This window comes from Pseudomonas sp. YuFO20 (assembly GCF_035064975.1).
In the GTDB taxonomy this organism is placed as follows: domain Bacteria; phylum Pseudomonadota; class Gammaproteobacteria; order Pseudomonadales; family Pseudomonadaceae; genus Aquipseudomonas; species Aquipseudomonas putida_AE.
The window spans coordinates 24,264-46,889 of record NZ_JAXDEO010000043.1; the positions used below are offsets into that span (position 1 = coordinate 24,264).

The following is a 22,626-nucleotide window of genomic DNA, read 5'->3' on the forward strand; positions in this document are numbered from 1 at the left end:
GCAGTCACTCCCAAATAGTTATGTCTTGAATACGCATAAGCCAGCTCGAGAGCTGGCTTATGTGTGTGCTTCTTAGCGCAAAAATGATCAGTCGGCTTGTGGAGCTTCTACCGGCTTGACCGCTTCTTCGTAAGAGACCGATTTGTCGGTCACGCTAGCTTTCTGCAGAACAGTATCCACAACTTGCTCTTCCAGCACAACCGAACGAACTTCGTTCAGTTGCTGGTCGTTCTTGTAGTACCAGGACACAACTTGCTCAGGCTCCTGATAAGCCGAAGCCATTTCCTGGATCATCTCGCGAACGCGGGCTTCGTCAGGCTTCAGGTCGAATTGCTTGACCACTTCAGCCACGATCAGGCCCAGGACAACACGGCGCTTGGCTTGCTCTTCGAACAGCTCGGCCGGCAGTTGGTCAGGCTTGATGTTGCCGCCGAACTGTTGAACAGCCTGCACGCGCAGACGGTCGACTTCGTTGGACAGCAGGGCCTTTGGCACTTCGATCGGGTTGGTGGCCAGCAGACCGTCCATGACCTGATTCTTGACCTTGGATTTGATCGCCTGGCGCAGTTCGCGCTCCATGTTCTTGCGAACTTCGGTGCGGAAGCCTTCCAGACCGGTTTCCTTGATGCCGAATTGAGCGAAGAACTCTTCGTTCAGCTCTGGCAGTTTTGGCTCGGAAACGGTGTTGACGGTCACGGTGAACTCGGCGGTTTTGCCAGCCAGGTCCAGGTTCTGATAGTCCTCAGGGAAGGTCAGGTTCAGAACGCGCTCTTCGCCGGCTTTAGCGCCAACCAGGCCGTCTTCGAAGCCAGGGATCATGCGGCCGGAACCCAGGACCAGCTGGGTGCCCTTGGCGGAACCGCCAGCGAACACTTCACCGTCGACCTTGCCAACGAAATCGATGTTCAGCTGGTCTTCGTTTTGAGCGGCGCGATCAGCCACTTCGAAACGGGTGTTCTGCTTGCGCAGGATGTCCAGCATCTTGTCCAGATCGGCGTCAGCCACGTCAGCGCTCAGGCGCTCTACGGCGATACCTTCGAAACCGGCAACGGTGAACTCAGGGAACACTTCGAATACGGCTACGTATTCCAGGTCCTTGCCCGCTTCCAGGGATTTTGGTTCGATCGAAGGCGAACCCGCCGGGTTCAGCTTCTGCTCAACCACAGCTTCGTAGAAGGAAGACTGGATCACGTCGCCTACAGCTTCCTGGCGAGCGTCAGCACCGAAACGGCGCTTGATTTCGCTCATTGGCACTTTGCCTGGACGGAAGCCAGCAATCTTGGCCTTTTGGGCGGTCTGCTGCAGACGCTTGTTGACCTGGCTCTCGATGCGCTCAGCCGGCACGGTGACGCTCATGCGGCGCTCAAGAGCAGTAGTATTTTCAACAGAAACTTGCATGGATATTCCTCGTTGCACAGACGTTAGCCGGCCGTTTCCGACCCCAGAATCAAGGGCATGCATTCTAGTGGGTCAAACTCAAGAAGTCACCCTACTGAAAACGGGTAAAAACGCAGCAGGCAATTTATAGGTGCGAATGCACGAATGCACCTCGCCCCGATGGCAAATACAATCAATCACGCCAGGGCTCTGCGCCAACCTTTCTATATATAGAGGAGGTCGCCAATCATCTCCCTGGCAGCCGATCTCGCAAGCAAGGCCGGCGGGCAACACGGCATCATCGCGAAACATAAAAACGACGAAACGCCCTGCCCTTGCGACCCGGTACCTGCGGTCGCTGAATCTGCTGAAACAAAAAAGGCGCCAGACTATTAATCTGGCGCCTTTTCGAAATATGGGGTGGACGATGGGGATCGAACCCACGACAACGGGAGTCACAATCCCGTGCTCTACCAACTGAGCTACGCCCACCATATTGCGTAACAAAGAAGCCAAATCACTTCTTTGTTGAACCTCAACCAGGCCAGGCGGCATGGATGAAGCCTTGTTTGGTGCGGATGAAGAGACTCGAACTCTTACGCCTCGCGGCGCTGGAACCTAAATCCAGTGTGTCTACCAATTCCACCACATCCGCGGGATGAAGCCTTTAAAGCAAAGGCGCCAGACTGTTAATCTGGCGCCCTTCGAAATATGGGGTGGACGATGGGGATCGAACCCACGACAACGGGAGTCACAATCCCGTGCTCTACCAACTGAGCTACGCCCACCATATCGCGTTACTTGTGCCAAAGCTGCCTAATGGCGCACCCGGCAGGACTCGAACCTGCGACCATCCGCTTAGAAGGCGGATGCTCTATCCAGCTGAGCTACGGGCGCCTTGTTAATCTGTACTCTTGGAGGACTACAAACTAAGTGCTTTTCAGTCTTGCAGAACCGTAATCCCGCTCAACCTTCTCAACCAGTGCTAGGCTGTGCCCGACAAGTGCGACGAATAGTATAGAGCCCCCCGCAGGTCGTCAAATCCTTTTTGAAAAAAATTCATTTAATTAAAGGGGTTAGCGGAATTTGCAGACCAAGCGCCTTTGCCCTCACCGCATGACATGCGAGAATGCGCTCTCTTTTTTTCCCCTCTCGATGGTTAATCACGCGCAATGACTGCACAACTTATCGACGGCAAATCGATCGCCGCCAGCCTGCGCCAGCAGATCGCCCAACGCGTCAACGAGCGTCGCCAGCAAGGTCTGCGCACGCCGGGCCTCGCGGTGATCCTGGTCGGCAGCGATCCTGCCTCTCAGGTTTATGTCTCGCACAAGCGTAAAGACTGTGAAGAGGTCGGCTTCCTGTCCCAGGCCTATGACCTGCCTTCCGACACCACCCAGCAAGCGCTGGCCGACCTGATCGATCGCCTCAATGACGATCCGGCGATTGACGGCGTCCTGCTTCAGCTTCCCCTGCCGGAACACCTGGATGCCTCCAAATTGCTGGAACGCATTCGCCCGGATAAAGACGTCGATGGTTTCCACCCTTATAACGTCGGCCGCCTGGCCCAGCGCATCCCGCTGCTGCGTCCCTGCACCCCGAAAGGGATCATGACGCTGCTGGAAAGCACCGGCGCCGATCTCTACGGGATGAACGCGGTGGTGGTCGGCGCTTCCAATATCGTCGGACGCCCGATGGCGATGGAACTGTTGCTGGCCGGTTGCACCGTGACCGTCACCCACCGCTTCACCAAGGACCTGGCCGGTCACGTCGGCCGTGCCGACCTGGTGGTCGTCGCCGCCGGCAAGCCGGGCCTGGTAAAAGGTGAGTGGATCAAGGAAGGCGCGATCGTGATCGACGTTGGCATCAACCGCCAGGAAGACGGCAAGCTGGTGGGTGACGTGATCTACGAAACCGCCCTGCCCCGTGCCGGCTGGATCACGCCGGTGCCGGGCGGCGTCGGCCCGATGACCCGCGCCTGCCTGCTGGAAAACACCCTGTACGCCGCTGAAGCCCTGCACAGCTGAGGCGCAGGTAGAGGCAACCAGCGACACAAGGAACCCCGCCCATGGCGGGGTTCTTTTTTGCCCGCGGAACGGGATGACCATCCGCCGGAAAATGACGTTTTTTTCACGTTTCGAGGGTCTTTCACTCTGCCCTCGAACAACCATCGACAGTTATTCAGCCATACTCCAGAATGTCGCGCTTTTCGGGAAATAGCCCGTTACAAAAACGGCTTATCAACACTTTATTGAGTCTGCCAGCGTGAAAATCCGTCTTTCCATCCTGAGCCTATTTTTTGCAGTTACAGGGACTTTCCTCACGCCAATCGCCAGTGCCGACGAGACCACCGCAGCGCCGCGGGATACCAAGTCACTCAAGCTCGCTTCCGGCAGCTCCTTGCTGCTGGACCTGCAGACCAACAAAGTCATCTATGCCAGCAACCCGGACGTCGTCGTCCCCATCGCTTCGGTCAGCAAACTGATGACCGGCCTGGTCGTGGTTGAAGCCCGGCAGAACATGGACGAATACATCAACATCGACATCAGCGACACGCCGGAAATGAAAGGCGTGTACTCCCGGGTAAAACTCAGGAGCGAACTGCCGCGTCGGGAAATGCTGCTGATTGCCCTGATGTCCTCGGAAAACCGGGCCGCCGCCAGCCTGGCCCACCACTATCCAGGCGGCTATGCGGCGTTCATTGCCGCGATGAACGCCAAGGCCCGGGCCCTGGGCATGACCAACACCCATTTCGTCGAGCCGACCGGTCTTTCCGCGCGCAACGTATCGACCGCGCGCGACCTGAGCAAACTGTTGATCGCCGCGCACAAATACCCGTTGCTGACCGAGCTGAGCACCACCAAGGAAAAAACCGTCACCTTTCGTAAACCCGTCTATAGCCTGGGTTTCCGCAATACCGACCATCTGGTGCGCAAGCCGGACTGGGACATCCAGCTGACCAAGACCGGCTTCACCAACGCAGCAGGCCACTGCCTGGTGCTGGTGACCCGGATGAGCAACCGTCCAGTTGCCCTGGTGCTGCTCGACGCTTATGGCAAATACACGCACTTTGCCGATGCCGCGCGCATCCGCAATTGGGTTGAAACCGGCAAGAGCGCTGCCGTGGCTTCCGCCGCATTACAGTACAAATCGGACAAGAACCTCAAGCAGCGCCAGAGTGGCGTGGTCGAAGCTTCGAAGTAAGCCGGCCGCTACAGCAGACAAAAGCCCCGATCTATCGGGTAATGCTGTTCACTTTAGGTTGGAGGGCCCCAGGTGGTATTTGGATTAGGTGTATATCCATTCCTGCGGTAACGGCCACCTATGGTTTCGCTCTTACAGCGAGTCACTTGGAAAAGCCCCAAGTAACCAAGGGCTCTTGCCCCTGACGTTCGGTGCCTCGCTGTGGCTCGGCATGCCCTCGCTCCGGTCCTGCTCCGTGGGCCCGTCGCCATCGGCCATCCATGGCCGAGGGCGACTAAACCGGCATCCATGCCGGTTTACCCACTGCGCAGAACCTCCACTCGGCCTCTCGATGGGGCAAGAAAATCAAAAGCCAAAGCAAAAGCGAGGCGGCCTGACAGCCGACCTGATTAAGGGACCTGTCTACGATCCAATTGTGGGAGCGAGCCGGCTCCGGGCGGCGCTCCTACAGGGGAACGTGCTCATTTAAAATCAGGTCGGCTGTCAGGCCGCCTCGCTTTGCTTTTGATCGTGGCGCCCCGTTAAACCACGATGGCCGAACGCAGGCATTGCGTAGTGGGTAAACCGGCAGGACGCCGGTTTAGCCGCGCTGGGCCAGGGACGGCCCATCGCGGCGACCCACGGAGCAATGCCGGAGAGAGGGCATGCCGAGCCACAGCGAGGCACCGAGTGGTGGGGCAAGAGCCTTTTGGTTACTTTTGGGCTCTTCCAAAAGTGACTCGCTGTAAGAGCGAAACCATAAGTGGCCGTTACCGCAGCAATGGATATCCCCCCAATCCAGTTCTTAACAACACCATGCTTAAGTGAACAGCATTACACGATATGGTGGGCTTTTTTGTTTTTTACAGAATTATGGATCGGGGTGCAGACCGTCTCCCGAGGATCAACTGTAGGAGCTGGCTTGCCAGCGAAGGCGGCCTCACAGCCGAACCATCACTCGCGGATGTACCCGATCAACTGTGGGAGCGGGCTTGCTCGCGAAAATCATCTGTACAACGCATTCATTCAGACGGCACGCGTCATCGTTGTCGACCATCGCTGCGATGCGGCGACCCGACAAGCCAGCTCCTACAGGAGATCGGGTACGGCCGCGGGAGATTGAATGGATTACGCCGGGGTCTTGGCCTGTCGATGATCGGCAAAGAACGCCTTGCCCTGGCTGATCCGATCCGACGCCTTGGGCATGTTCACCGCCTGGGTGTCCTGCGCGTCTACATACCAATAACAATGGCTCACGGCCCGGGTAATGCCCACGTAGGCCAGGCGCAGGATCTCGTCTTTCTGCGCATTGTCGTAAGGCTCGCTATCGCCAGCCTTGCCCAGGCCCGCCATGCGGTATACCTGGTTCTTGTACGGTGAACGGGTCAGGTGCTGGCAATCGCCAAGCAGGAACACCGCGTCCGCCTGAAGCCCCTTGGCGCTGTGATAGGTCAGTTGCTTAAGGCGCCGGGCTTCATACGGCAAGCTAGAATCCACATTAACTACGGATTGAATATGCTGCTCAATCAATGACTTATCACTGCTTTTTCGATAAAGCATCAAGATTGAATCACCCTTGCGGTAGTGCTCCATCAGGCGCTGGGCCATGCCTTGGTCGTCCCGGTCCAGCACATTGACCGGCAGCAAAGTCTTCGGCTCGCCGCTGGCCTTGGCCTTCTTGCCGGCAATCGCCGGCGCGGCCCGCACGATGTGTTCGGCGGCGTCGATGATGTGCTGGTGGCTGCGATAGTTGTCGCTGAGCATGACCTTGGTGGTGCTGGGCGACGAGAACGTCTTGTTGAATTCCATGAAATAGGTGGGCGAACTGCCGCGCCAACCGTAGATCGACTGCCAGTCATCCCCCACGCACAGCAATGACGAGTGCTGGGCGCCGCGTCCTGTGTGCATGGCCGGGCCGCGGCTGCGGATCTCGACCAGGCTGGCGCGGATCCACGAGACGATTTGCGGCGAGACATCCTGAAACTCGTCGATCATCAAGTGCGACAGCGGCCGCAACAGCTCGTCGCTGAGCAGTTTGAGGTTCTCCGGTGAATGTTCGCTGAACAACGCGAACATGCGGTTGTAGGTCATGACCGGCGGTTTCTGGTCGAGCAAGTGATCTTCCAGGGCTCGCCAGTACAGGCTCAGGGCCTCGAAGAAAAACCGGTCCGGGTCATCCTTGGCAAAGCTCATCTGGCCCACCGCCGTCGGCACATCCAGGCCGAGGTTTTCGATGAACCCGGCGGCGGCGACAAAACAGTCCAGCAACGGCGCAGACGCAAGCTCTCCCTTGACCTTGTAATCGAAGCCAGGCCCGGCGCTGGCGTCGCCGCCAAGGGAGGCCAGGACACGCCTCGACGATTCGTAACTATCCAACCATATCAATGGCTTACGACAGAAAGCTTGAAACAGGGTTCGCTTCACCGCCGATTCCGCACGCAGTGTCAGCTTGGCGTTGGGCCGGGTCAGTTGTGGATTTTCCCCAGGGTCGAAACCCAGCACCACCCAAGCATCAAGCGACGGAATGTAACCGTGGCAATGAAAGGCGCTGCCATTGATATCAAAAGCCTGGCGGTTGGGTTCGATACCCTTGATCGGCCAGGCGCCGGCGCGGAACCACAGGTCTTCCACCAGGTCGCAGAGTTCTTCATCGCGTTTGGCCGCCAACTCGGTGACGGCCACGCGTTTCTGCACATCGGGGTGGTCGCGCTCCAGCTCCTTGAGTTGCAAGGCGTGGCGCGACAACGGCTGGATCAGCTCGCGAAAACGCTGATCGCGGCTGTGCAAGGCGTGATAACAGGCGTTGAGTTGCTGACGCTGGGCGTCATTGATACGCAGGTCGAACGGGTTGCTGTCCACTTCGTCATCCGCGCCTTGGGCGCGGTGACTGAGGTTTTCGAAGGCTTGCAGCCGTTCGAAGCCCGGCAGGCTGCGAACCATCGGCAGGATCCGCGAGTGGAAGGTGCGCACCAGGTCACGCGCGTCCCTGAAGCTGATTACCCGCCCCCAGAGCGCGAACAGTTCGATCAGCTTATTGATGAAATCCTTGCGCGACTCGCGGGTAAAGGTCACCACGGTCATCGAGCCCAGCTCGAACCCCAGGTAATGGTAGAGCAGCAAAATGCGCAGGACCAACGTCGTCGACTTGCCCGCGCCCGCTCCGGCAATCACCGAGGTCGAAGGCGTGTCACTGAAGATCATCTTCCACTGCGCGGCGCTGGGCTGGGCATATGCCGGCAGCAGCCGGGCGACGTCGGCCTTCACGCGCTTCTTCAATTCGGCGCTCAATGGCAGGCGCCAATCGTCGAACAGATGCTCATCGATGTTCGGTGGCCGGTGCTCGGTGCTGCGCGAGTCGCGAATCAGCAGGACCTGCCGGCCCTCTTCGAGTCCTTCGAGCTTGCCTTCCTTATATCCGTAATCCACCCCGGCGATATGCCCACTGCGAAAACCGTCTGCCTGGCCATGCAACCAGGACGCGCGGTGCTGCGCGCGCAGGCGTGTCAGGCCATGACCAAAAAAGCGCGCGGCCAGGCGTTTGAGCAGTGGCATTTCAGCCAGGGGGCGAAGTTCAGGCGGAAGATCGGGGGTGTGTTGCGGCACGCGGACGGACTCCAGGGTGTGAGGCTGTTGAGGGCTATGGTGTCTTTATTTGCCGTTCAGTTCTAGTGAAATGCTTAGGACTCATCGACTTATGCGCGATATTGAAGGTTGTATAAGATCCATTTGAGGTAACCTCCTATCAAACTATTCGATGATTATGAGGCACTTTTTACGCTTTTTATCGATTATTGCCTGATGGATGATGCCCGTCATCAACCACCGGTCTCGATTCGTGGCCAGGCCCTTGCGCCCCATGACGAACCTTACAGGAGACGATCATGCTTGAACTCAGACCTTTCAACTCGCTCGGCGGCGCTCACCATGGCTGGTTGGATGCCCATCACCACTTTTCGTTCGCCGAATACCATGACCCCAAGCGCATGAACTGGGGCAACCTGCGGGTATGGAACGATGACGTGATCGCCCCGGGCACCGGTTTCCCGCAGCACCCGCACCGGGACATGGAAATCATCACCTATGTCCGTGAAGGGGCGATTACCCACCAGGACAACCTGGGCAACAAGGGTCGCACTGAAGCCGGTGACGTTCAGGTCATGAGTGCTGGCACCGGGATCGCCCATAGCGAATACAACCTGGAAGCGACACCGACGCGGATTTTCCAGATCTGGATCATCCCGAACGAATCCGGCCTGGCACCCTCCTGGGGCGCCAAGCCGTTTCCGAAGGGCCAGCGCGAAGGGTTTGTGACCTTGGCCAGCGGAAAGGCCGGGGACGATCAAAGCCTGCGAATCCGCGCAGATGCGCGGCTGGTGGCGGCGAATTTGAAGGCGGGGGAAACGGCGGAATATCACTTGGACAACGGCCGTCGCGCTTACCTTGTTCCGGCCACGGGGGTCATTGAAGTCAATGGCTTGCGAGCACAAGCTCGAGACGGTGTTGCGATTGCTCAAGAGCAGCTGTTGCGGGTGACGGCGATTGAGGACAGTGAGATTGTGTTGGTGGATCTGGCTTGATTCGGTAAATCCTAAGCACCGTTGGTGCCTGGACTACCGTCTTCGCTGGCAAGCCAGCTCCTACAAGGTTGCCTCAATCCTGTAGGAGCTGGCTTGCCAGCGAAGGGGCCATCATTTATTTCGAAGAAATGGCGCCATCCACCAGGGTCTGGGCCTCAGCCACCAACTGCTTGAGGTGGTCGTCGCTCACAAAGCTCTCTGCATAGATCTTGTAGATGTCTTCGGTGCCCGACGGACGCGCCGCGAACCAGCCGTTTTCGGTCATGACCTTCAGGCCGCCAATGGCTTGGTCGTTACCCGGTGCTTTGCTGAGGATGCTCTGGATCTTTTCCCCCGCCAGCTCGGTCGAGGTGACCTGATCCGGCGACAGCTTGCTCAGCAGGGCTTTCTGTTCCGGGTTGGCCTTGGCGTCTACCCGCACCGAGAACGGCTCGCCCAGTTCATCGGTCAGGGCACGATAAGCCTGGCTTGGGTCGCGACCGGTACGGGCGGTCATTTCAGCCGCCAGCAAGGCCGGGATCAGCCCGTCCTTGTCGGTGCACCAGACGCTACCGTCCTTGCGCAGGAACGAAGCCCCCGCGCTTTCTTCACCACCAAAGCCCAGGGAGCCGTCGAACAGGCCATCGGCAAACCACTTGAAGCCCACCGGCACTTCGTACAGGCGGCGTCCCAGGCGCTTGGCCACGCGGTCGATCAAGCCGCTGCTGACCACGGTCTTGCCCACTGCGGCATCTGCTCGCCAGTGCGGGCGGTTCTGGAACAGGTAATCGATAGACACGGCCAGGTAGTTGTTCGGCGCCAGCAGACCGCCAGAGGGGGTCACGATGCCATGACGGTCGTGATCCGGGTCACAGGCGAAGGCCACGTCGAAGCGTTCCTTGAGGCCGATCAGCCCCTGCATTGCGTGGCTGGACGATGGGTCCATTCGGATCTGACCGTCCCAGTCGACGGTCATGAAGCGGAAGGTAGGGTCGACCTGCTTGTTCACCACGTCCAGGTCCAGACGGTAGTGCTCGGCGATCGCCGACCAGTAGCGCACGCCTGCGCCTCCCAGCGGATCGACGCCCAGGCGCAGCTTGGCATCACGGATGGCGTCGAAATCGATCACATTGATCAGGTCGGCGACATAGGTGTTGAGGTAGTCGTGACGATGGGTGGTACTGGCCTTCAGCGCCTGCTCGTAGCTGATGCGCTTGACCCCGGCGAGTTTGTTCGCCAACAGCTCATTGGCCTTGGCTTCGATCCACTTGGTGATGTGGGTATCGGCAGGGCCGCCATTGGTCGGGTTGTATTTGTAGCCCCCGCTTTGCGGCGGGTTGTGGGACGGGGTGATGACGATGCCATCCGCCAGGCCCGAGGTACGCCCGTGGTTGTAGCACAGGATCGCATGGGAAACGGCTGGGGTCGGCGTGTATTCGTCACCTTCGGCGATCATCACTGTCACGCCATTGGCAGCCAGTACTTCCAGGGCGCTGGCGCCGGCCGGCGTGGACAAGGCGTGGGTGTCGATGCCGACGAACAAGGGGCCATTGATGCCCTGGGCCTCGCGATACAGGCAGATGGCCTGGCTGATCGCCAGGACGTGCCATTCGTTGAAACTCAAATCGAACGAGCTGCCCCGGTGCCCGGAGGTGCCGAAGGCCACTCGCTGGGTCGAGATGGCGGCATCGGGCTGGCCGGTGTAATAGGCCGTGACCAGTCGCGGGATGTCTACCAACAATTCTGCCGGTGCCGGCTTGCCCGCAAAAGGACTGAGTGTCATGCGCAACCTCTGAGATAGAGTTCAGGAATTGGAACGGAGTTTACTGGCAGTTTGACCTAAGCGCGATGGAATCGATCCATCGGCATGATTTTACCTGGGCTCAATCAATGGCTTCCAGGCGCAAGGCGTCCCCCAGCAAGCCCAGCGCGGCGGCCAGGTCCTGATCGCTGCCAACGCCATGGCTCAAACGCAAGTGTTGCCCATGCAAGCCTTGCAGACTGAACAGCTCGCCGGGCGCAACCACCACCTGTTGCCTGAGCAAACGCTGGAACACCCGGCTCATATCGACCCGGCGCAGCGAACGCAACCAGATCGTCGCGCCGCCCTGGGGCTCGACGTACTGCAAGGCGTCGCCCAGTCGTTCCTGGAGCAGCCGGGTCATCTGGTCCTTGCCGTCCTTGAGGCGCCGACGCAATACCTGCAGGTGTTGATCGATGCGTCCGTTGCTGTACAGGCGAGCGATGGCTTTCTGGCGAATCGGCGACAGGCGAAAGGCTCGTAATAGAAATTGCCGCTGCAGCTCGCCGCTCATATGGCGAGACAGCAGATAACCGTAAGGCGCTTCCGGGCCGATGATCTTTTCGAATGCGGAAAACACCATCAGGCGCTCCGGGGCCAACAGCTCGCGAAATCGCAGTAGATCGGGCTCAAACCCGAGTTCGCCATAACTATCGTTTTCCAGCACCCAAGTGTCATGTCGTCCCAGCAATTGCGCGATCGCTTGCCGGTTATCATCGGGTGCCTTGCTGCCCCGGGGCATGTTCAGCCCGGACGACACCATCACCAATCGCACCGGCTGCTCTTCCAGCAAGTCCCTGAGGCGCTTGCAGTCCAGGCCACCGTCGCCCAGCAGCGGCCATTCGATCACCTTCACGCCGGCTGCCTGGAACAGGCGCAGGATCGCCCAGTCACACGGCGACTCGACCACCACCGTCGCGTCCTTGAGAGCCAATACGACGATCAGTATTTCCAGCACACCGCGTAGATCGGCGCCGATGTAGACATCATCGGCATGCCAGCAGCGCACCGGCGAGGTGGTATAGCGCGCCGCCAACGCGGTACGCAGCTCCAGTTCGCCGCAGGGCTGCGCAGACGGCTGCGGCTGGCGCGGGTATTGGCGCAGCAGCTCCCTTTCCAGCAGCAACAGCGGGCTGTCGAGCGGTTGCAGCAAGGCCGGTTCATCCGCGCTGAGGACCAGCATGGCGGGAAGACGGGCGTTGACATAGACGCTCTCGAGCAAGTCATTGCCATCGTACAGCGTACTGCTGGGCGCGACCGGTAGCGCGTAATAACCGGACTTGGCCACCGAATAGACCCGCCCCTCCTTTTCCAGAAGCGAATAAGCGTACTGGATGGTCGAGATCGACACGCCCAGGCGCTCGGACAGCTCACGCAAGGATGGCAGGCGTACGCGACTGTCGCTCACGGGTTCGCTGATCAGGCAGGTCAGGTAACGGTAGACCGCCTGGTAGGCGAAATCGGTTTCACGCTGTCCTTTCATGACAGGGGGCCCCATCCGTGGCGGTGGCCGCCACGCACATTCGAAAGGGCCGGCAACATGCGCACGATCAACGTCCTGCCGACCATTGAGCGGTCATCGACGCCTCGTCGCTTGCCTGCACTGGCACCGAGGCCTCGCTCGCGGGTGGGTTCATCGACCTGCCCTGCTCTGCCACCGGCCCCATGCGATACAACCTGCCGATCAGGCTCACAGGCAAGCCGCTGACATCGACCATCCACTGCAGGATCTGCTCCGCGACCGGATGCCCCTGCATGGCCCGGTGCAACTCGGGCAAGGCCACGAGCATGCCCGGGTGACATAGACGCAGGAAGCGCTCCAGGGCCGCGCCCTGCTCGACAAAAGGGGCAAACAGCAGGCACACCCATTGCGCCTCGTTCAGGCCGAAGTTCTGCTGCGCCTCCTCGGCGATGCGTGCGCGCTGGCCGGCCAGGGTCGCCGGGTTGCCGTACGCCTCCTCTGCCCGTTCGTACAAGTATTCCTCCAGTTGGTTTCGACGCATCATCACCAGGGCGCGCTGCAGGTAGTGGGCAACACCTGCCTCATAGGTGCCGCCCTGGACGAAGCCGGCTTGCAATCCGCGCAGGTGCGCCGAGACAGCCACGCTGACGAACTGGTTTTCGCCAAGATGAACCGCCAGTTCATCGGCCTGGAAGCCGAGAAACTCGGTCAGCAACGGCCAACGATCTTCAAGGTGGCTGACCAGTACGTCGTGAATATCGATGTAGGTAGTACGACGACAGGCTTCAAACTGTTCAGCCGGACGCCAGGTCTCCTGGCCGTAGTCGGCATAAAACGCCTGGTAGCAGTCACTGCCCAATTCATCGAGCAGCATGAACAACCCGCCGTAATCCGCCTCGTGACGGTTCGACGTCTCGAGACCTGCCTTGGCGGCCGCGCGCTTGAGCCCTTCGATAAAGCGCTTCTGCTGGCGCGGCGAGTCGCCACTGACCAAGGCATCGACGCCATGGTTCCAGCGGGCGATCTGTCCATGGAACTCGCCCGTGGCCAGATACCCGTCGTCCAACAGATCAAGAGGTCCGTCCACGGCACGACGATGGCCGATCATCAGCAGGTTCGTCCGATTGGCTTCACGCCCGGCGCTGGTCACCGGTGCCTGGTGATCGAACGGCAGTACCTCACGGTTATCCACCATCAACACTTCGACTCGGGGATCGTCGTAGAGGAACAAAGCGCTGTAGCTGCGATGGATGTTATCCAGCGCCAATTGGTTCATGCCATTGAGCCGCAGGGTCGCGACCCGCAACTGGAATGTCGCGGGCGCCCGACTGGCGATCGTCAGCTGCGCGGCACGCAGCAGTGCCAAGGTGTAGCAACTGTCACGCGAGCCACACTGGATGGCCAATACCTTGAAGCCACCTATCCGATCCATTCCTCCGGCGGCGACAGCCAGGCGCTGTATCAATAACTGCAATGCCGTGCGCTCGGCACGGGAAAAAAAACTCAGCAGTCGTTGCAGCACTTGTTGATAGACATAGTTCATCGCCTGATCATGGATATGGGTCATTTTCTATTTACCTGATATTCGTAAGTTCGACACAGCGCAAACAACTGCACGCACAGCGCAAAGGGATGCCTGAATGGGGATTAATTACTGGACTTTATTACCAAATGCTAACGCTAAAGTTTTTGGTCAACATTTGAAATAATTGATCGCCAGAAGCGAGACAGCCACGCAAGGGCTTGCGCGCAGGCTCTTGGCCGCAGCTTGTGACGATTGCCTTCGGCATCCTAGGAAATGTCTGACAGCGTCCCACAGACATTTAATACAAATAATGAGGAAAGAAGCTTCTCGAAATAATGTGGCGACTGCACAACGAATCACTAGTTGTCGAACATGGGTCAACGACGCGCATTGAAAAGTTTCGGCTAGATACCTGGCCATGACTCATTCCTTGAGATGAAAGTAATCATGCAATTATCAGTACTTGGATGTTGATTAGAAGCTACAGATCGAGAGCAAAAACCGGTTCAGTTGCTGAACCGACCCACCTTCAGGCTGGTGGGACGTCTCATGTCGGGGGGAAAGGCGCTCAAACGCAAGAGTCCGTGCAGGCACGGACTCTTTGAGGGGGGATCAGGCAGGTTCGACTTGCAGGGCAACCCTTTCGCGGCATGGGCATTCGTCCATGTAGCGGTGCGCCTCGACAAACTCGGCAAACGGGAAGACCCGGGTCTTGAGCGGCAGCAATACGCGATCGGCAGTCATCTGGTTGATGTCGCGCAAGGCACGTTGCAGTGCGACCTGGTCCTGGATGATGCCCAATTCCGGCTTGCCGGTGAAGTTACCGATGCAGTGCACGAAGAACTGAATGTTCTTCTGGAACGCCGCACACGCCGGGAATGGCGTCTGGTTGCCGCCTTGCAGGCCGTACAGCACCAGGCTGCCGCGAGGCGCCAGTACGTCGCCGAGCAGGGACATCTGAGGGCCACCCAAACCATCAAACACCACGTCGACGCCGCGGTTGTCGGTGATCTTGTTGATCCGCATCAGCAGGTCTTCTTCCTCGGTGACGATGACTTTCTCGGCACCCAGCGACAGCAGGTATTCACGCTCGTCCGCGGTTTTGGTCGCGGCGATCACTCGAACACCCAGGGCCTTGCCCAATTGTACGAACGAAGGGCCGGCGCAGTGACTGGCGTCGGTGACCAGGGCAAATTGCCCGGGTTTGACCCGCGCCAGATCAACGTAGCCAAAATAGGCAATCAACAGCGGCGTGTAATGCACGCTGGCTTCGATCGGGCTGAGCACGTCCGGGTAACGCGACAGCGACGAGCGCGGCAGCACGATCAGCTCGCCGTAGACCGGATAATCGTTCGGGCTCTGGGCCGGGAAACTGGCGACCTTGTCACCGACCGCAAGGTCATCGACACCCTCACCGACAGCGGTGACGATACCGGCCATTTCCTGGCCAATACCGGCTGGCAAGCGAGCGTGTGACGACGCCAGGTTCTGCCGCCAGAGTGTGTCGTACCAGCTGATGCCAATGGCTTCGACGCGCACCTGCACTTCGCCCGGTGCAGGCAGGGCCGCCGCATGCTCTTCGCATTTGAGCACCTCGGCTGAACCAAACTTGTGAAAACGGATCGTGCGGGACATCGCAAACCTCGCCAATTGAACCTCTAATGCCTTGAACTCTAGCTGGGCTTTCAACCCAACACTATCAGTGGCTATTAATAGTCGACATGCCTGTCATTGATTCCGCAGCTGCGGCGACATCGTCAAATGTCGCAAGAAACCGAAGCAGCCTTTTTGGGAAAACTGAATTACCCGGTGCAGAGTACCAGCCTTTGCCCGTAATATTCCTGCTGGCCATTGTTCCCATATGGCCGCTCACGTCAAGTTTGCTGACTCTGCCAGGACTCAAGATGAATCGTAATGACCTGCGTCGTGTCGACCTGAACCTGTTGATCGTATTCGAAACCCTGATGCACGAACGCAGCGTGACCCGCGCCGCGGAGAAGCTGTTCCTCGGCCAGCCGGCCATCAGTGCGGCGCTCTCGCGCCTGCGCGGACTGTTCGACGACCCGTTGTTCGTGCGCACCGGTCGCAGCATGGAACCGTCCGCGCGGGCGGTCGAGATCTTCGCCCTGCTCTCTCCGGCGCTGGATTCGATTTCCACCGCCGTCAGCCGTGCCGCCGAGTTCGACCCGGCCACCAGCACCGCGGTGTTTCGCATCGGCCTGTCGGACGACGTCGAATTCGCCCTGCTGCCCATGCTGCTCAAGCGCCTGCGCGCCGAATCGCCGGGCATCGTGCTGGTGGTGCGACGGGTCAACTACATCCTGATGCCCGGCTTGCTGGCCTCCGGCGAAATTTCCATCGGCGTCAGCTACACCACCGACCTGCCCGCCAATGCCAAGCGCAAGGTATTGCGCCGCAGCATGCCAAAACTGTTGCGAGCCGACACCGTGCCTGGCCCATTGAGCCTGGATGACTTCTGCGCCCGCCCCCATGCGCTGGTGTCGTTCGCCGGCGACCTCAGTGGCTTTATTGACGAAGAGCTGGAAAAGCTCGGGCGCAAACGTCACGTGGTGCTGGCGGTGCCGCAGTTCAACGGCTTGAGTACCCTGTTGAGCGGTACCGATATCGTCGCCACCGTGCCGGACTATACGGCCGATGCGCTGACGGCGGCTGGCGGGGTGCGGGCGGAAGATCCGCCGTTGCCGGTGCGCAGCTTTGAATTGCACATGGCGTGGCGTGGGTCCCAGGATAATGATCCGGGGGAGCGTTGGTTGCGGTCGCGGATTCAGATGTTTTTTGGGGATCCGGATAGTCTTTAGACGTTGTCGGGCAGGGTGTTTAGCTGATCATTTTTGCCTTTCCCCCACCTATACGAGGCTATTGAGGATCGGTTAGTCGGTACTTGCCGGCCTCAATCTTCACCATGAGCTTCTGCCCGCAGAGACTGCCTATCGTTCGGCCCGCAAGGCTCTCGATGGAGTCATCTAAATCACTGGGTACCAACCCTTCCCGCAACCATTGTACTACCTGGGATTTGGTGGCAACGGTCGCCTCTTTTCGCATCCTAAACTCGACGATCGTAGTGGCGAGGAATAGGACAGGGACTTCAGTAATTCCATACACAGGGTCCTTAGAGCGCGGAAACTGAAAATTGCCGACCAGTGCCGCCACCTTGATTAAAGATTGCCCCTGCTTCATTGATCGCCCAGCACCCAACTCCACCGCCTGCTGGGCGACTTCAAAAACATTGGCCTCGTCCAATGGCGCTGTGAGGCAAGTCAGGCACGCACCGTACATGTTATGCGGTGTCATCGTATTGCATTCGGTGCAGGGCTTGAGATAGCCCTCTGTCAGTTCATTACGCACAAAGTCGATTCCAGCTATGGAAAGGCCTGTCGATAGTGATATCCACCAGCCCCAAAGCTGAACTCCGCGATTGCTCCACCTGGCGCCGCCTTCATATACCCATCTCCTCCATCGTCTTGCGTAAACAAATCCTTCGCCAAAGATTTCGTGTCTTGCGCACAAATCGGCATATTTGCGCATTCTGTTAACGATAAATCGGGGGGCCGAAGCACAGGCATCCTGATCGAGCACTGGTTTACGATCAATACTCTCCAAGCCTTTGCGCAGGAAATCTGATTTTACGCTGCTCTGACCCACAAGCAGTTCGATAGGCACGATGATATAGGCACGAGTGGTCGCTCGCCCGAGAGCGCAAGCCAATGTGATGTCATCCATTTCGAAGCCTGCTACGACGATGACGACTGGTGCCTCCATACCGCGATACGCTGAGATCGTGGAGCGTGGAACATCGATCTCCTCAAGCGACGAGGAGAATTGACTGAGCACGATCAAGTCCTCGTTCATGACACCGGATTTTGCAAGGCTCGCCGTCATGGTCTGGATTGTCTTGGAGACATCCCAGCTAATGCTTCGGGACAAGTCCTCCACGGAAATCGGCCGAGGGCAATTCACCTCATGTCGTGGCGGTAGCATCTCCATCATCGTCTGAGTGATACCTCCGGGATTGCGGTAAACCGTTGCCAGATAGAAGAATCGCTCGCCATAGGTATCCTCCAGAAATCGATAGGAACTGCCTTTTTCGATCCCGGGAAGTACCTGGAGCTCGTCAGCAAAAACGAACTTGCGTGCGTTGGCAAAATGGTCGCGCAGCGCCAAGTGATCGGCCTCGTTGAGCGCCTGGGCCTCATCGACGATCAACGCCGCGTACTGATGATCTACGGCCCCATGCAGGGCCAGGTGATGCTCGTCATAGTTGGGTTCGCCGGTGCTGTTATCCCTGTTCCGATTGCCCTGGGACTCACAGTAGGAATGAAAGGTTTGAACAGTCACCGACCGGCCAAACTGGCTCAATTGAGCGGCCACCTTATGCGTTATCTGGCGGTTCTTCAGAAGGAAGAGTACCTTGAGGTCCCGAGCGACAAACTGCTCGGCAAGAGAACGCGCTATCAAAGTCTTGCCGCTGCCCGAAAACCCCGCGACCATCCTTCGATCAGAGGCGACGCACAATGCCACCTGATTCGCCTGCTTTTTGTCTAATTGAAGCCACAACTCGCCATCCGCAACGATTTTCCGGCCAAGAGTCCCTTCCCGCACTTCATGCGGCCAGACAGAGTCGAGAAAGTGTTTGATTTCATGGCTGAAATTATCCTTGATTCCGTAGTTCAGTGCGGACTTCCAGTGCGCCATCAATTGCACGATGCGCGAAGGCATGTCCTGACGGTGCTTTTGGAGGATTAGAATACCGTCGGGCAACTGCCGGTCGAGTGGCACGTATGCACTGGCGATTTGCGAGCTCTCCAGATCGAAGTCTGGAAAATGCACTGCATAACCGACTGGGCACTTCATCTGCCACGATTGCAACATATCGACGAGGACAAAAGCGTTGTCCTTGACTTGATTCATAGGATCGATTTCATAACCGTCACGTTCGTGAATGAATCGAACTCCCGACGGCTGATACAAACCTGACTTCGTCTCTATGCAAAGCATACCCAGCTCCGCATGTAAGATCACGAGGTCCACCTCGCCAGACAGGTGCCTCCTCTCCAAGGAAACTCGCAGGTAGTCCTGCAGTTCCTGCGAGTACACCCGCTTTGTCCGGCCGCGTAGCCAAGGTAGCGAGTGGATGACGATAAACCCATCGTCGAGTGCCGCTAGTTCCTGAAAAAGCGTGAATTCGCCTTTGCTGCGAAATTCCGCATGATCGAGTGCTGGAAAGAATTGGGCCATGGATGGAAGAAAACGCTATTTGAATTGGGGCATAGTAAGGCACTGGAAGCGCCCTTGTCCTCTCATCCACCAACCTATCAATGGTACAGCTCCGATCAGACCAGACCGGACGGGAATTCCCGAATCGATAGTCACGTTGTCAGGTGTGGGTGGGAAGACGGCGTACGCGGGATGTGGCGAATTGTCTGCCAAGCCGACTGATTCGCCAGTCGTACCCACATAAAAAGCTGAACTCGTGGTGGTTTGATGGGCCGCCACGGGGTCATCCATCAAGGCGGCCAAGCATTGCTATCCGCTTGGATTTTAGAAGCACTGAAAAGAAGTTCAAGGATGAAAATGATAGCTCTGAAAGCAAAACTGCTCGCCAAATTCCAGCAATATTCCGTATCCCAACGGTTCTATCTCGCCTCGGTAGTTACGTATCTAATCACGATTGCAGCTTCCCTATACACGGGCATATCCGCGCTTACCATCGGGACGACGGTCGCGGCTGCATTGATAATCTGCGGATTCATTGCCTGGTGCATCCCTTTCGCCCGCTGGCTCCATACAGCATGGGATAAGCCATTCGCCAAAACGCCCATCATCATTATGCATCTGCTTGCACTGCTGATATCGACAGCATGCGCGCGTTTCGCGGTTGCCGAGACGTTAGGGCTGCCCCCTCAAAGCTTTGATCTCACAGTCGGCTTTCTCGCGTTGCTGTTCTACATTCCATCGTGGCTGCTTGTGGTGGCAATACTCCTTGGTCTGACAGCAGTGCTGATCATGGTCATCGCGATGATCAGCCTACCATTCGAAGCAGCCTGGCAACATATAACCCGCCTGGCCGCGCACCTCGGCTTTCAGGCTAAATTCAAGCAATCGCGCAGTTTGATCATGTTCCATGGTGCAGGAGCATTTATCATTAGCGTGCTATTTGCCATGAGCTACGACTACCTTACCGACAACTTCAGCCCGGCCTTCAAGGCCGTGACGAAAGTCATTGCACTACGAAGTGATTTCCACAAGGCTCCAAACTATCCCAATGCGCGGACTGGAGAATATGTACATCCGTTGGAAAATGGCTTTATTGCTTACGCCCGTGAACAAGAAGACAAAAGTGTCCTCATTGGCGTTCGTTTACAGTCTGCCGAGAGTTACGATGTCGTGGTCTCAACTATTCCGCCTCTCAAGGTTGTAATGAAAACCATGGCAGAACACGTCAAGCAATCTCCTGCGCTGATTTGGCTGCTCAGCAGCGCTGCTTCTGAGACTAAGTCTAATTCGATGTTGCGTTAGATTTGGATGCCGAGCCAGCAGGACAGCTGCTTGAGACATCAGTTGATGAGCCAAGGTCGAATCAGTGGCTCTCCACCGATCCATTTTTTACAGGGTTATAGAAGAGCCTGAGCGGCGGAATCTGCATCTTCCAGCCCTGAACCTCCAAACCCCAAAAAAACCGCCGATGCAGATGAATGGCTTCAGGCCTTTATCGAGTGGCTGCGCGAGGGAGTTCACAGTCGTTAGCTCAGTGGTCAGCTTTTTATGAAGAACGGGATTTCGATGTCGGTAATCAGCTTTTTGCGGTACTCACTTATTGGGTGTTGACGACATCAATCGCAATCGCCCACGCCCCCTCCTCGACTGGGGGTAAAATTGGGGGCATAACCTCAATGTTCCGCCCTGAAACCACCGTACTAGGGCCAAGTCAAAATGTTCTTTGGGCCCCGGGTATTCTGTCGGAGGCGCCTGAGCGTCACCCATGACGCTGGCCGAATAACAACGGCGTTAGTGCAGCAACTCGACGTTCTCGTCGATCCGGCCTTGAATTGTATCCAGGGTGTCTTGGGTAATCTCGCGCGGGTACATGTTCTCGGCGATGACCTTAAACTCGCTCGCAACGCGGCAAATGCTGTCAATGATGCCGCCAGCAATCTCCACTGAGACCTCTGCCTCATCTGCTAGCCTGAGCATCGCGCCTCGATCAATCTCCAGGGCCTCGCCCATCACGTCCATCTGGTGATAACCGCCCGGTCCCTCGCAGAACGTCACGTCGTAGGCTGGCGCCAGCTGCCAAGCACCGGACCGCGACATGACATAGGCAAAATTTTTGAGGTGGTCGTCCCGGTTGTTGAACGCGACATTGAAGACGGCACGCTTGAAGGCGATGGCTTTCTCTCGTACGTCGTTGGTGCACATCTGTGTCGCCCGCAAGAAGTTGACATAGTCCAGGGCTCCCGGCGACCTGTAGTCAGCCCCGGTAAAGGCTGCAAGGCTTTGCATGGGCACGCGCTGGCCGTCCATGCGATCAAAGCGTTTACTCGCGAAGGCTGCCAGCCCATTGGGCAGATTGAAGTGCTGCGTGTCCGGGGTCTGGATGCCGCACCTGCGCAAGCACTCGGCATAGACCATTTCGATAGCACAGACTTCAGGATGCTCTTCCTTTGCCGGGAACTTGATCAGCCAGGCTTCGAGGTCCGGCTTGGCGGCGGTGGTAAAAGCCCCCGTTTGAGGATTGCGATAGACCAACGCCTTTGGCCTTGCGCCTTGTGGCGAGCCCCCCACCAGAAGCAATGTCTGCAGGAATTCCCCGCCTTCACCCTTGAGAACTTCCTGAACTTCAGCCGCCAGCAACTCAAGGGGGATATGCGCTTGCGGCTGCTGCCCCTCGGGCGCTACGGGCTCGAACGACATTGCCCCCATGGCGTTGTTGCCAATAAAAGCCAGCCGCTCCAGAGGTCCTATGCGTGCCGTATTGAGGCCGCGGCGCCGGATCAACCGGTCCATCAGCAACATGCCCCAGCCGTCAGGCAGTGAGTCATAAACTGGCCCTGGCAGTGCCAGCTGGTGGGACGCAAAGCCTCGACGCAACTGGGGTCCCGCCAATGGAAGCGTGTAGGACGAAAGCTCCAGGCCTCTAGTCTTCGCTTCATTGCTGTACTCAAACACAATCTGTGGGCGACCGGTGATGGCAGTCGTAGACACGAGCGTGCCCCACAACCAACGCTCACCCCAACCATCGTAGTAGACGTCAACCTGCTCAAGCATGGTCGGTCTTCCTTTTGATCCGATGACGATTGACGGTGTTCTCGTAGCGGCGAATGTCTTCAATGCTGTCCAGCTTTGGCAAGAACAGTGCTTCGAGCTCCTTGGTTCGTCCAAGGACCATGGCCACACGAATCACGTTCTCCAACCCGACATTGCGCCCGGCTTCGAGGTTCGACACGGTATTGGTGCCGATACCGGCGCGACCGGCCACATCGGCTTGTGTCATCTGCTGAGCCAGCCGCTCCGTGCGCAGGCGCTCGCAGAGCCGCTTGACGATCTCATTCGGCTTACTGAAGCTTAAATCCAACATAACGGGTCTTCCGTCGATTTACGCCACTTAATACCCAAAATTATAGAATTATCATCCATCGAATTCAAGAAACATAATTCCCTTTAATTGTGGCTTATCTTCTAATGAACCGGATAAACCACACAA

Annotated in this window: 14 protein-coding genes and 4 tRNA genes; 5 read left to right on the plus strand and 13 right to left on the minus strand. The window is 57.9% G+C overall.

Annotated features, from left to right (window positions below; genetic code table 11):
- Nucleotides 1-87: 87 nt before the first annotated feature.
- The 5 genes from tig to SOP85_RS22200 form a co-directional block, all read right to left on the minus strand.
- The gene (gene tig, locus SOP85_RS22180; protein ID WP_274074630.1) at nucleotides 88-1,398 is read right to left on the minus strand and encodes a trigger factor; all 1,311 of its coding nucleotides are present in this window, start codon (nucleotides 1,396-1,398) and stop codon (nucleotides 88-90) included.
- A 395-nt stretch (nucleotides 1,399-1,793) separates the two neighbouring features.
- Nucleotides 1,794-1,869: transfer RNA gene (locus SOP85_RS22185), tRNA-His, on the minus strand.
- Nucleotides 1,870-1,947: 78 nt separating this feature from the next.
- Nucleotides 1,948-2,032: transfer RNA gene (locus SOP85_RS22190), tRNA-Leu, on the minus strand.
- Between the two features lie 57 nt (nucleotides 2,033-2,089).
- Nucleotides 2,090-2,165 (minus strand) — tRNA-His (locus SOP85_RS22195).
- 32 nt (nucleotides 2,166-2,197) lie between these two features.
- Nucleotides 2,198-2,274 (minus strand) — tRNA-Arg (locus SOP85_RS22200).
- Between the two features lie 275 nt (nucleotides 2,275-2,549).
- Here SOP85_RS22200 and folD point away from each other — a divergent pair.
- Both folD and pbpG read left to right on the plus strand, forming a co-directional pair.
- A complete protein-coding gene (folD, locus tag SOP85_RS22205; protein ID WP_274074629.1) occupies nucleotides 2,550-3,404 on the plus strand; it encodes a bifunctional methylenetetrahydrofolate dehydrogenase/methenyltetrahydrofolate cyclohydrolase FolD in 855 nt (284 codons plus the stop codon).
- A 238-nt stretch (nucleotides 3,405-3,642) separates the two neighbouring features.
- Nucleotides 3,643-4,581, plus strand: coding sequence for a D-alanyl-D-alanine endopeptidase (gene pbpG, locus SOP85_RS22210; RefSeq protein ID WP_274074628.1), 939 nt, complete (start codon nucleotides 3,643-3,645; stop codon nucleotides 4,579-4,581).
- A gap of 1,107 nt (nucleotides 4,582-5,688) precedes the next feature.
- On the opposite strand, the gene SOP85_RS22215 is transcribed toward pbpG, so the two are convergent.
- The gene (locus SOP85_RS22215; RefSeq protein ID WP_323628250.1) at nucleotides 5,689-8,163 is read right to left on the minus strand and encodes a UvrD-helicase domain-containing protein; all 2,475 of its coding nucleotides are present in this window, start codon (nucleotides 8,161-8,163) and stop codon (nucleotides 5,689-5,691) included.
- A gap of 278 nt (nucleotides 8,164-8,441) precedes the next feature.
- Between SOP85_RS22215 and SOP85_RS22220 the strand changes: the two genes are divergently transcribed.
- Nucleotides 8,442-9,137: a pirin family protein gene (locus tag SOP85_RS22220; protein WP_323628252.1), complete on the plus strand. Its 696-nt coding sequence runs from the start codon at nucleotides 8,442-8,444 to the stop codon at nucleotides 9,135-9,137.
- A gap of 115 nt (nucleotides 9,138-9,252) precedes the next feature.
- On the opposite strand, the gene pgm is transcribed toward SOP85_RS22220, so the two are convergent.
- The 4 genes from pgm to SOP85_RS22240 all read right to left on the minus strand — a co-directional run bounded on the left by pgm (nucleotide 9,253) and on the right by SOP85_RS22240 (nucleotide 15,539).
- A complete protein-coding gene (gene pgm / locus SOP85_RS22225) occupies nucleotides 9,253-10,899 on the minus strand; it encodes a phosphoglucomutase (alpha-D-glucose-1,6-bisphosphate-dependent) (protein WP_323628253.1) in 1,647 nt (548 codons plus the stop codon).
- Nucleotides 10,900-10,999: 100 nt separating this feature from the next.
- Complete coding sequence (locus SOP85_RS22230) at nucleotides 11,000-12,400, minus strand: aminotransferase-like domain-containing protein (protein WP_274075797.1); 1,401 nt, start codon at nucleotides 12,398-12,400, stop codon at nucleotides 11,000-11,002.
- A 67-nt stretch (nucleotides 12,401-12,467) separates the two neighbouring features.
- Nucleotides 12,468-13,946, minus strand: coding sequence for a hypothetical protein (locus SOP85_RS22235; RefSeq protein ID WP_323628254.1), 1,479 nt, complete (start codon nucleotides 13,944-13,946; stop codon nucleotides 12,468-12,470).
- A gap of 570 nt (nucleotides 13,947-14,516) precedes the next feature.
- On the minus strand, nucleotides 14,517-15,539 hold the full coding sequence (locus SOP85_RS22240) for a zinc-dependent alcohol dehydrogenase family protein (protein ID WP_274075799.1): 1,023 nt from the start codon (nucleotides 15,537-15,539) through the stop codon (nucleotides 14,517-14,519).
- Between the two features lie 269 nt (nucleotides 15,540-15,808).
- Between SOP85_RS22240 and SOP85_RS22245 the strand changes: the two genes are divergently transcribed.
- On the plus strand, nucleotides 15,809-16,723 hold the full coding sequence (locus SOP85_RS22245; RefSeq protein WP_323628255.1) for a LysR family transcriptional regulator: 915 nt from the start codon (nucleotides 15,809-15,811) through the stop codon (nucleotides 16,721-16,723).
- Nucleotides 16,724-16,781: 58 nt separating this feature from the next.
- On the opposite strand, the gene SOP85_RS22250 is transcribed toward SOP85_RS22245, so the two are convergent.
- On the minus strand, nucleotides 16,782-19,160 hold the full coding sequence (locus SOP85_RS22250; protein ID WP_323628256.1) for an AAA family ATPase: 2,379 nt from the start codon (nucleotides 19,158-19,160) through the stop codon (nucleotides 16,782-16,784).
- A gap of 246 nt (nucleotides 19,161-19,406) precedes the next feature.
- On the opposite strand from SOP85_RS22250, the gene SOP85_RS22255 reads away from it, so the two are divergent.
- Nucleotides 19,407-20,441, plus strand: a complete 1,035-nt coding sequence (locus tag SOP85_RS22255; protein ID WP_323628257.1) for a hypothetical protein — start codon at nucleotides 19,407-19,409, stop codon at nucleotides 20,439-20,441.
- 489 nt (nucleotides 20,442-20,930) lie between these two features.
- Here SOP85_RS22255 and SOP85_RS22260 read toward each other — a convergent pair whose 3' ends face one another.
- Both SOP85_RS22260 and SOP85_RS22265 read right to left on the minus strand, forming a co-directional pair.
- Nucleotides 20,931-22,190, minus strand: a complete 1,260-nt coding sequence (locus tag SOP85_RS22260; protein ID WP_323628258.1) for a type II toxin-antitoxin system HipA family toxin — start codon at nucleotides 22,188-22,190, stop codon at nucleotides 20,931-20,933.
- A complete protein-coding gene (locus SOP85_RS22265) occupies nucleotides 22,183-22,500 on the minus strand; it encodes a helix-turn-helix domain-containing protein (RefSeq protein WP_274075802.1) in 318 nt (105 codons plus the stop codon). Before SOP85_RS22265 ends, SOP85_RS22260 begins: the two co-directional genes overlap by 8 nt.
- Nucleotides 22,501-22,626 lie beyond the last annotated feature (126 nt).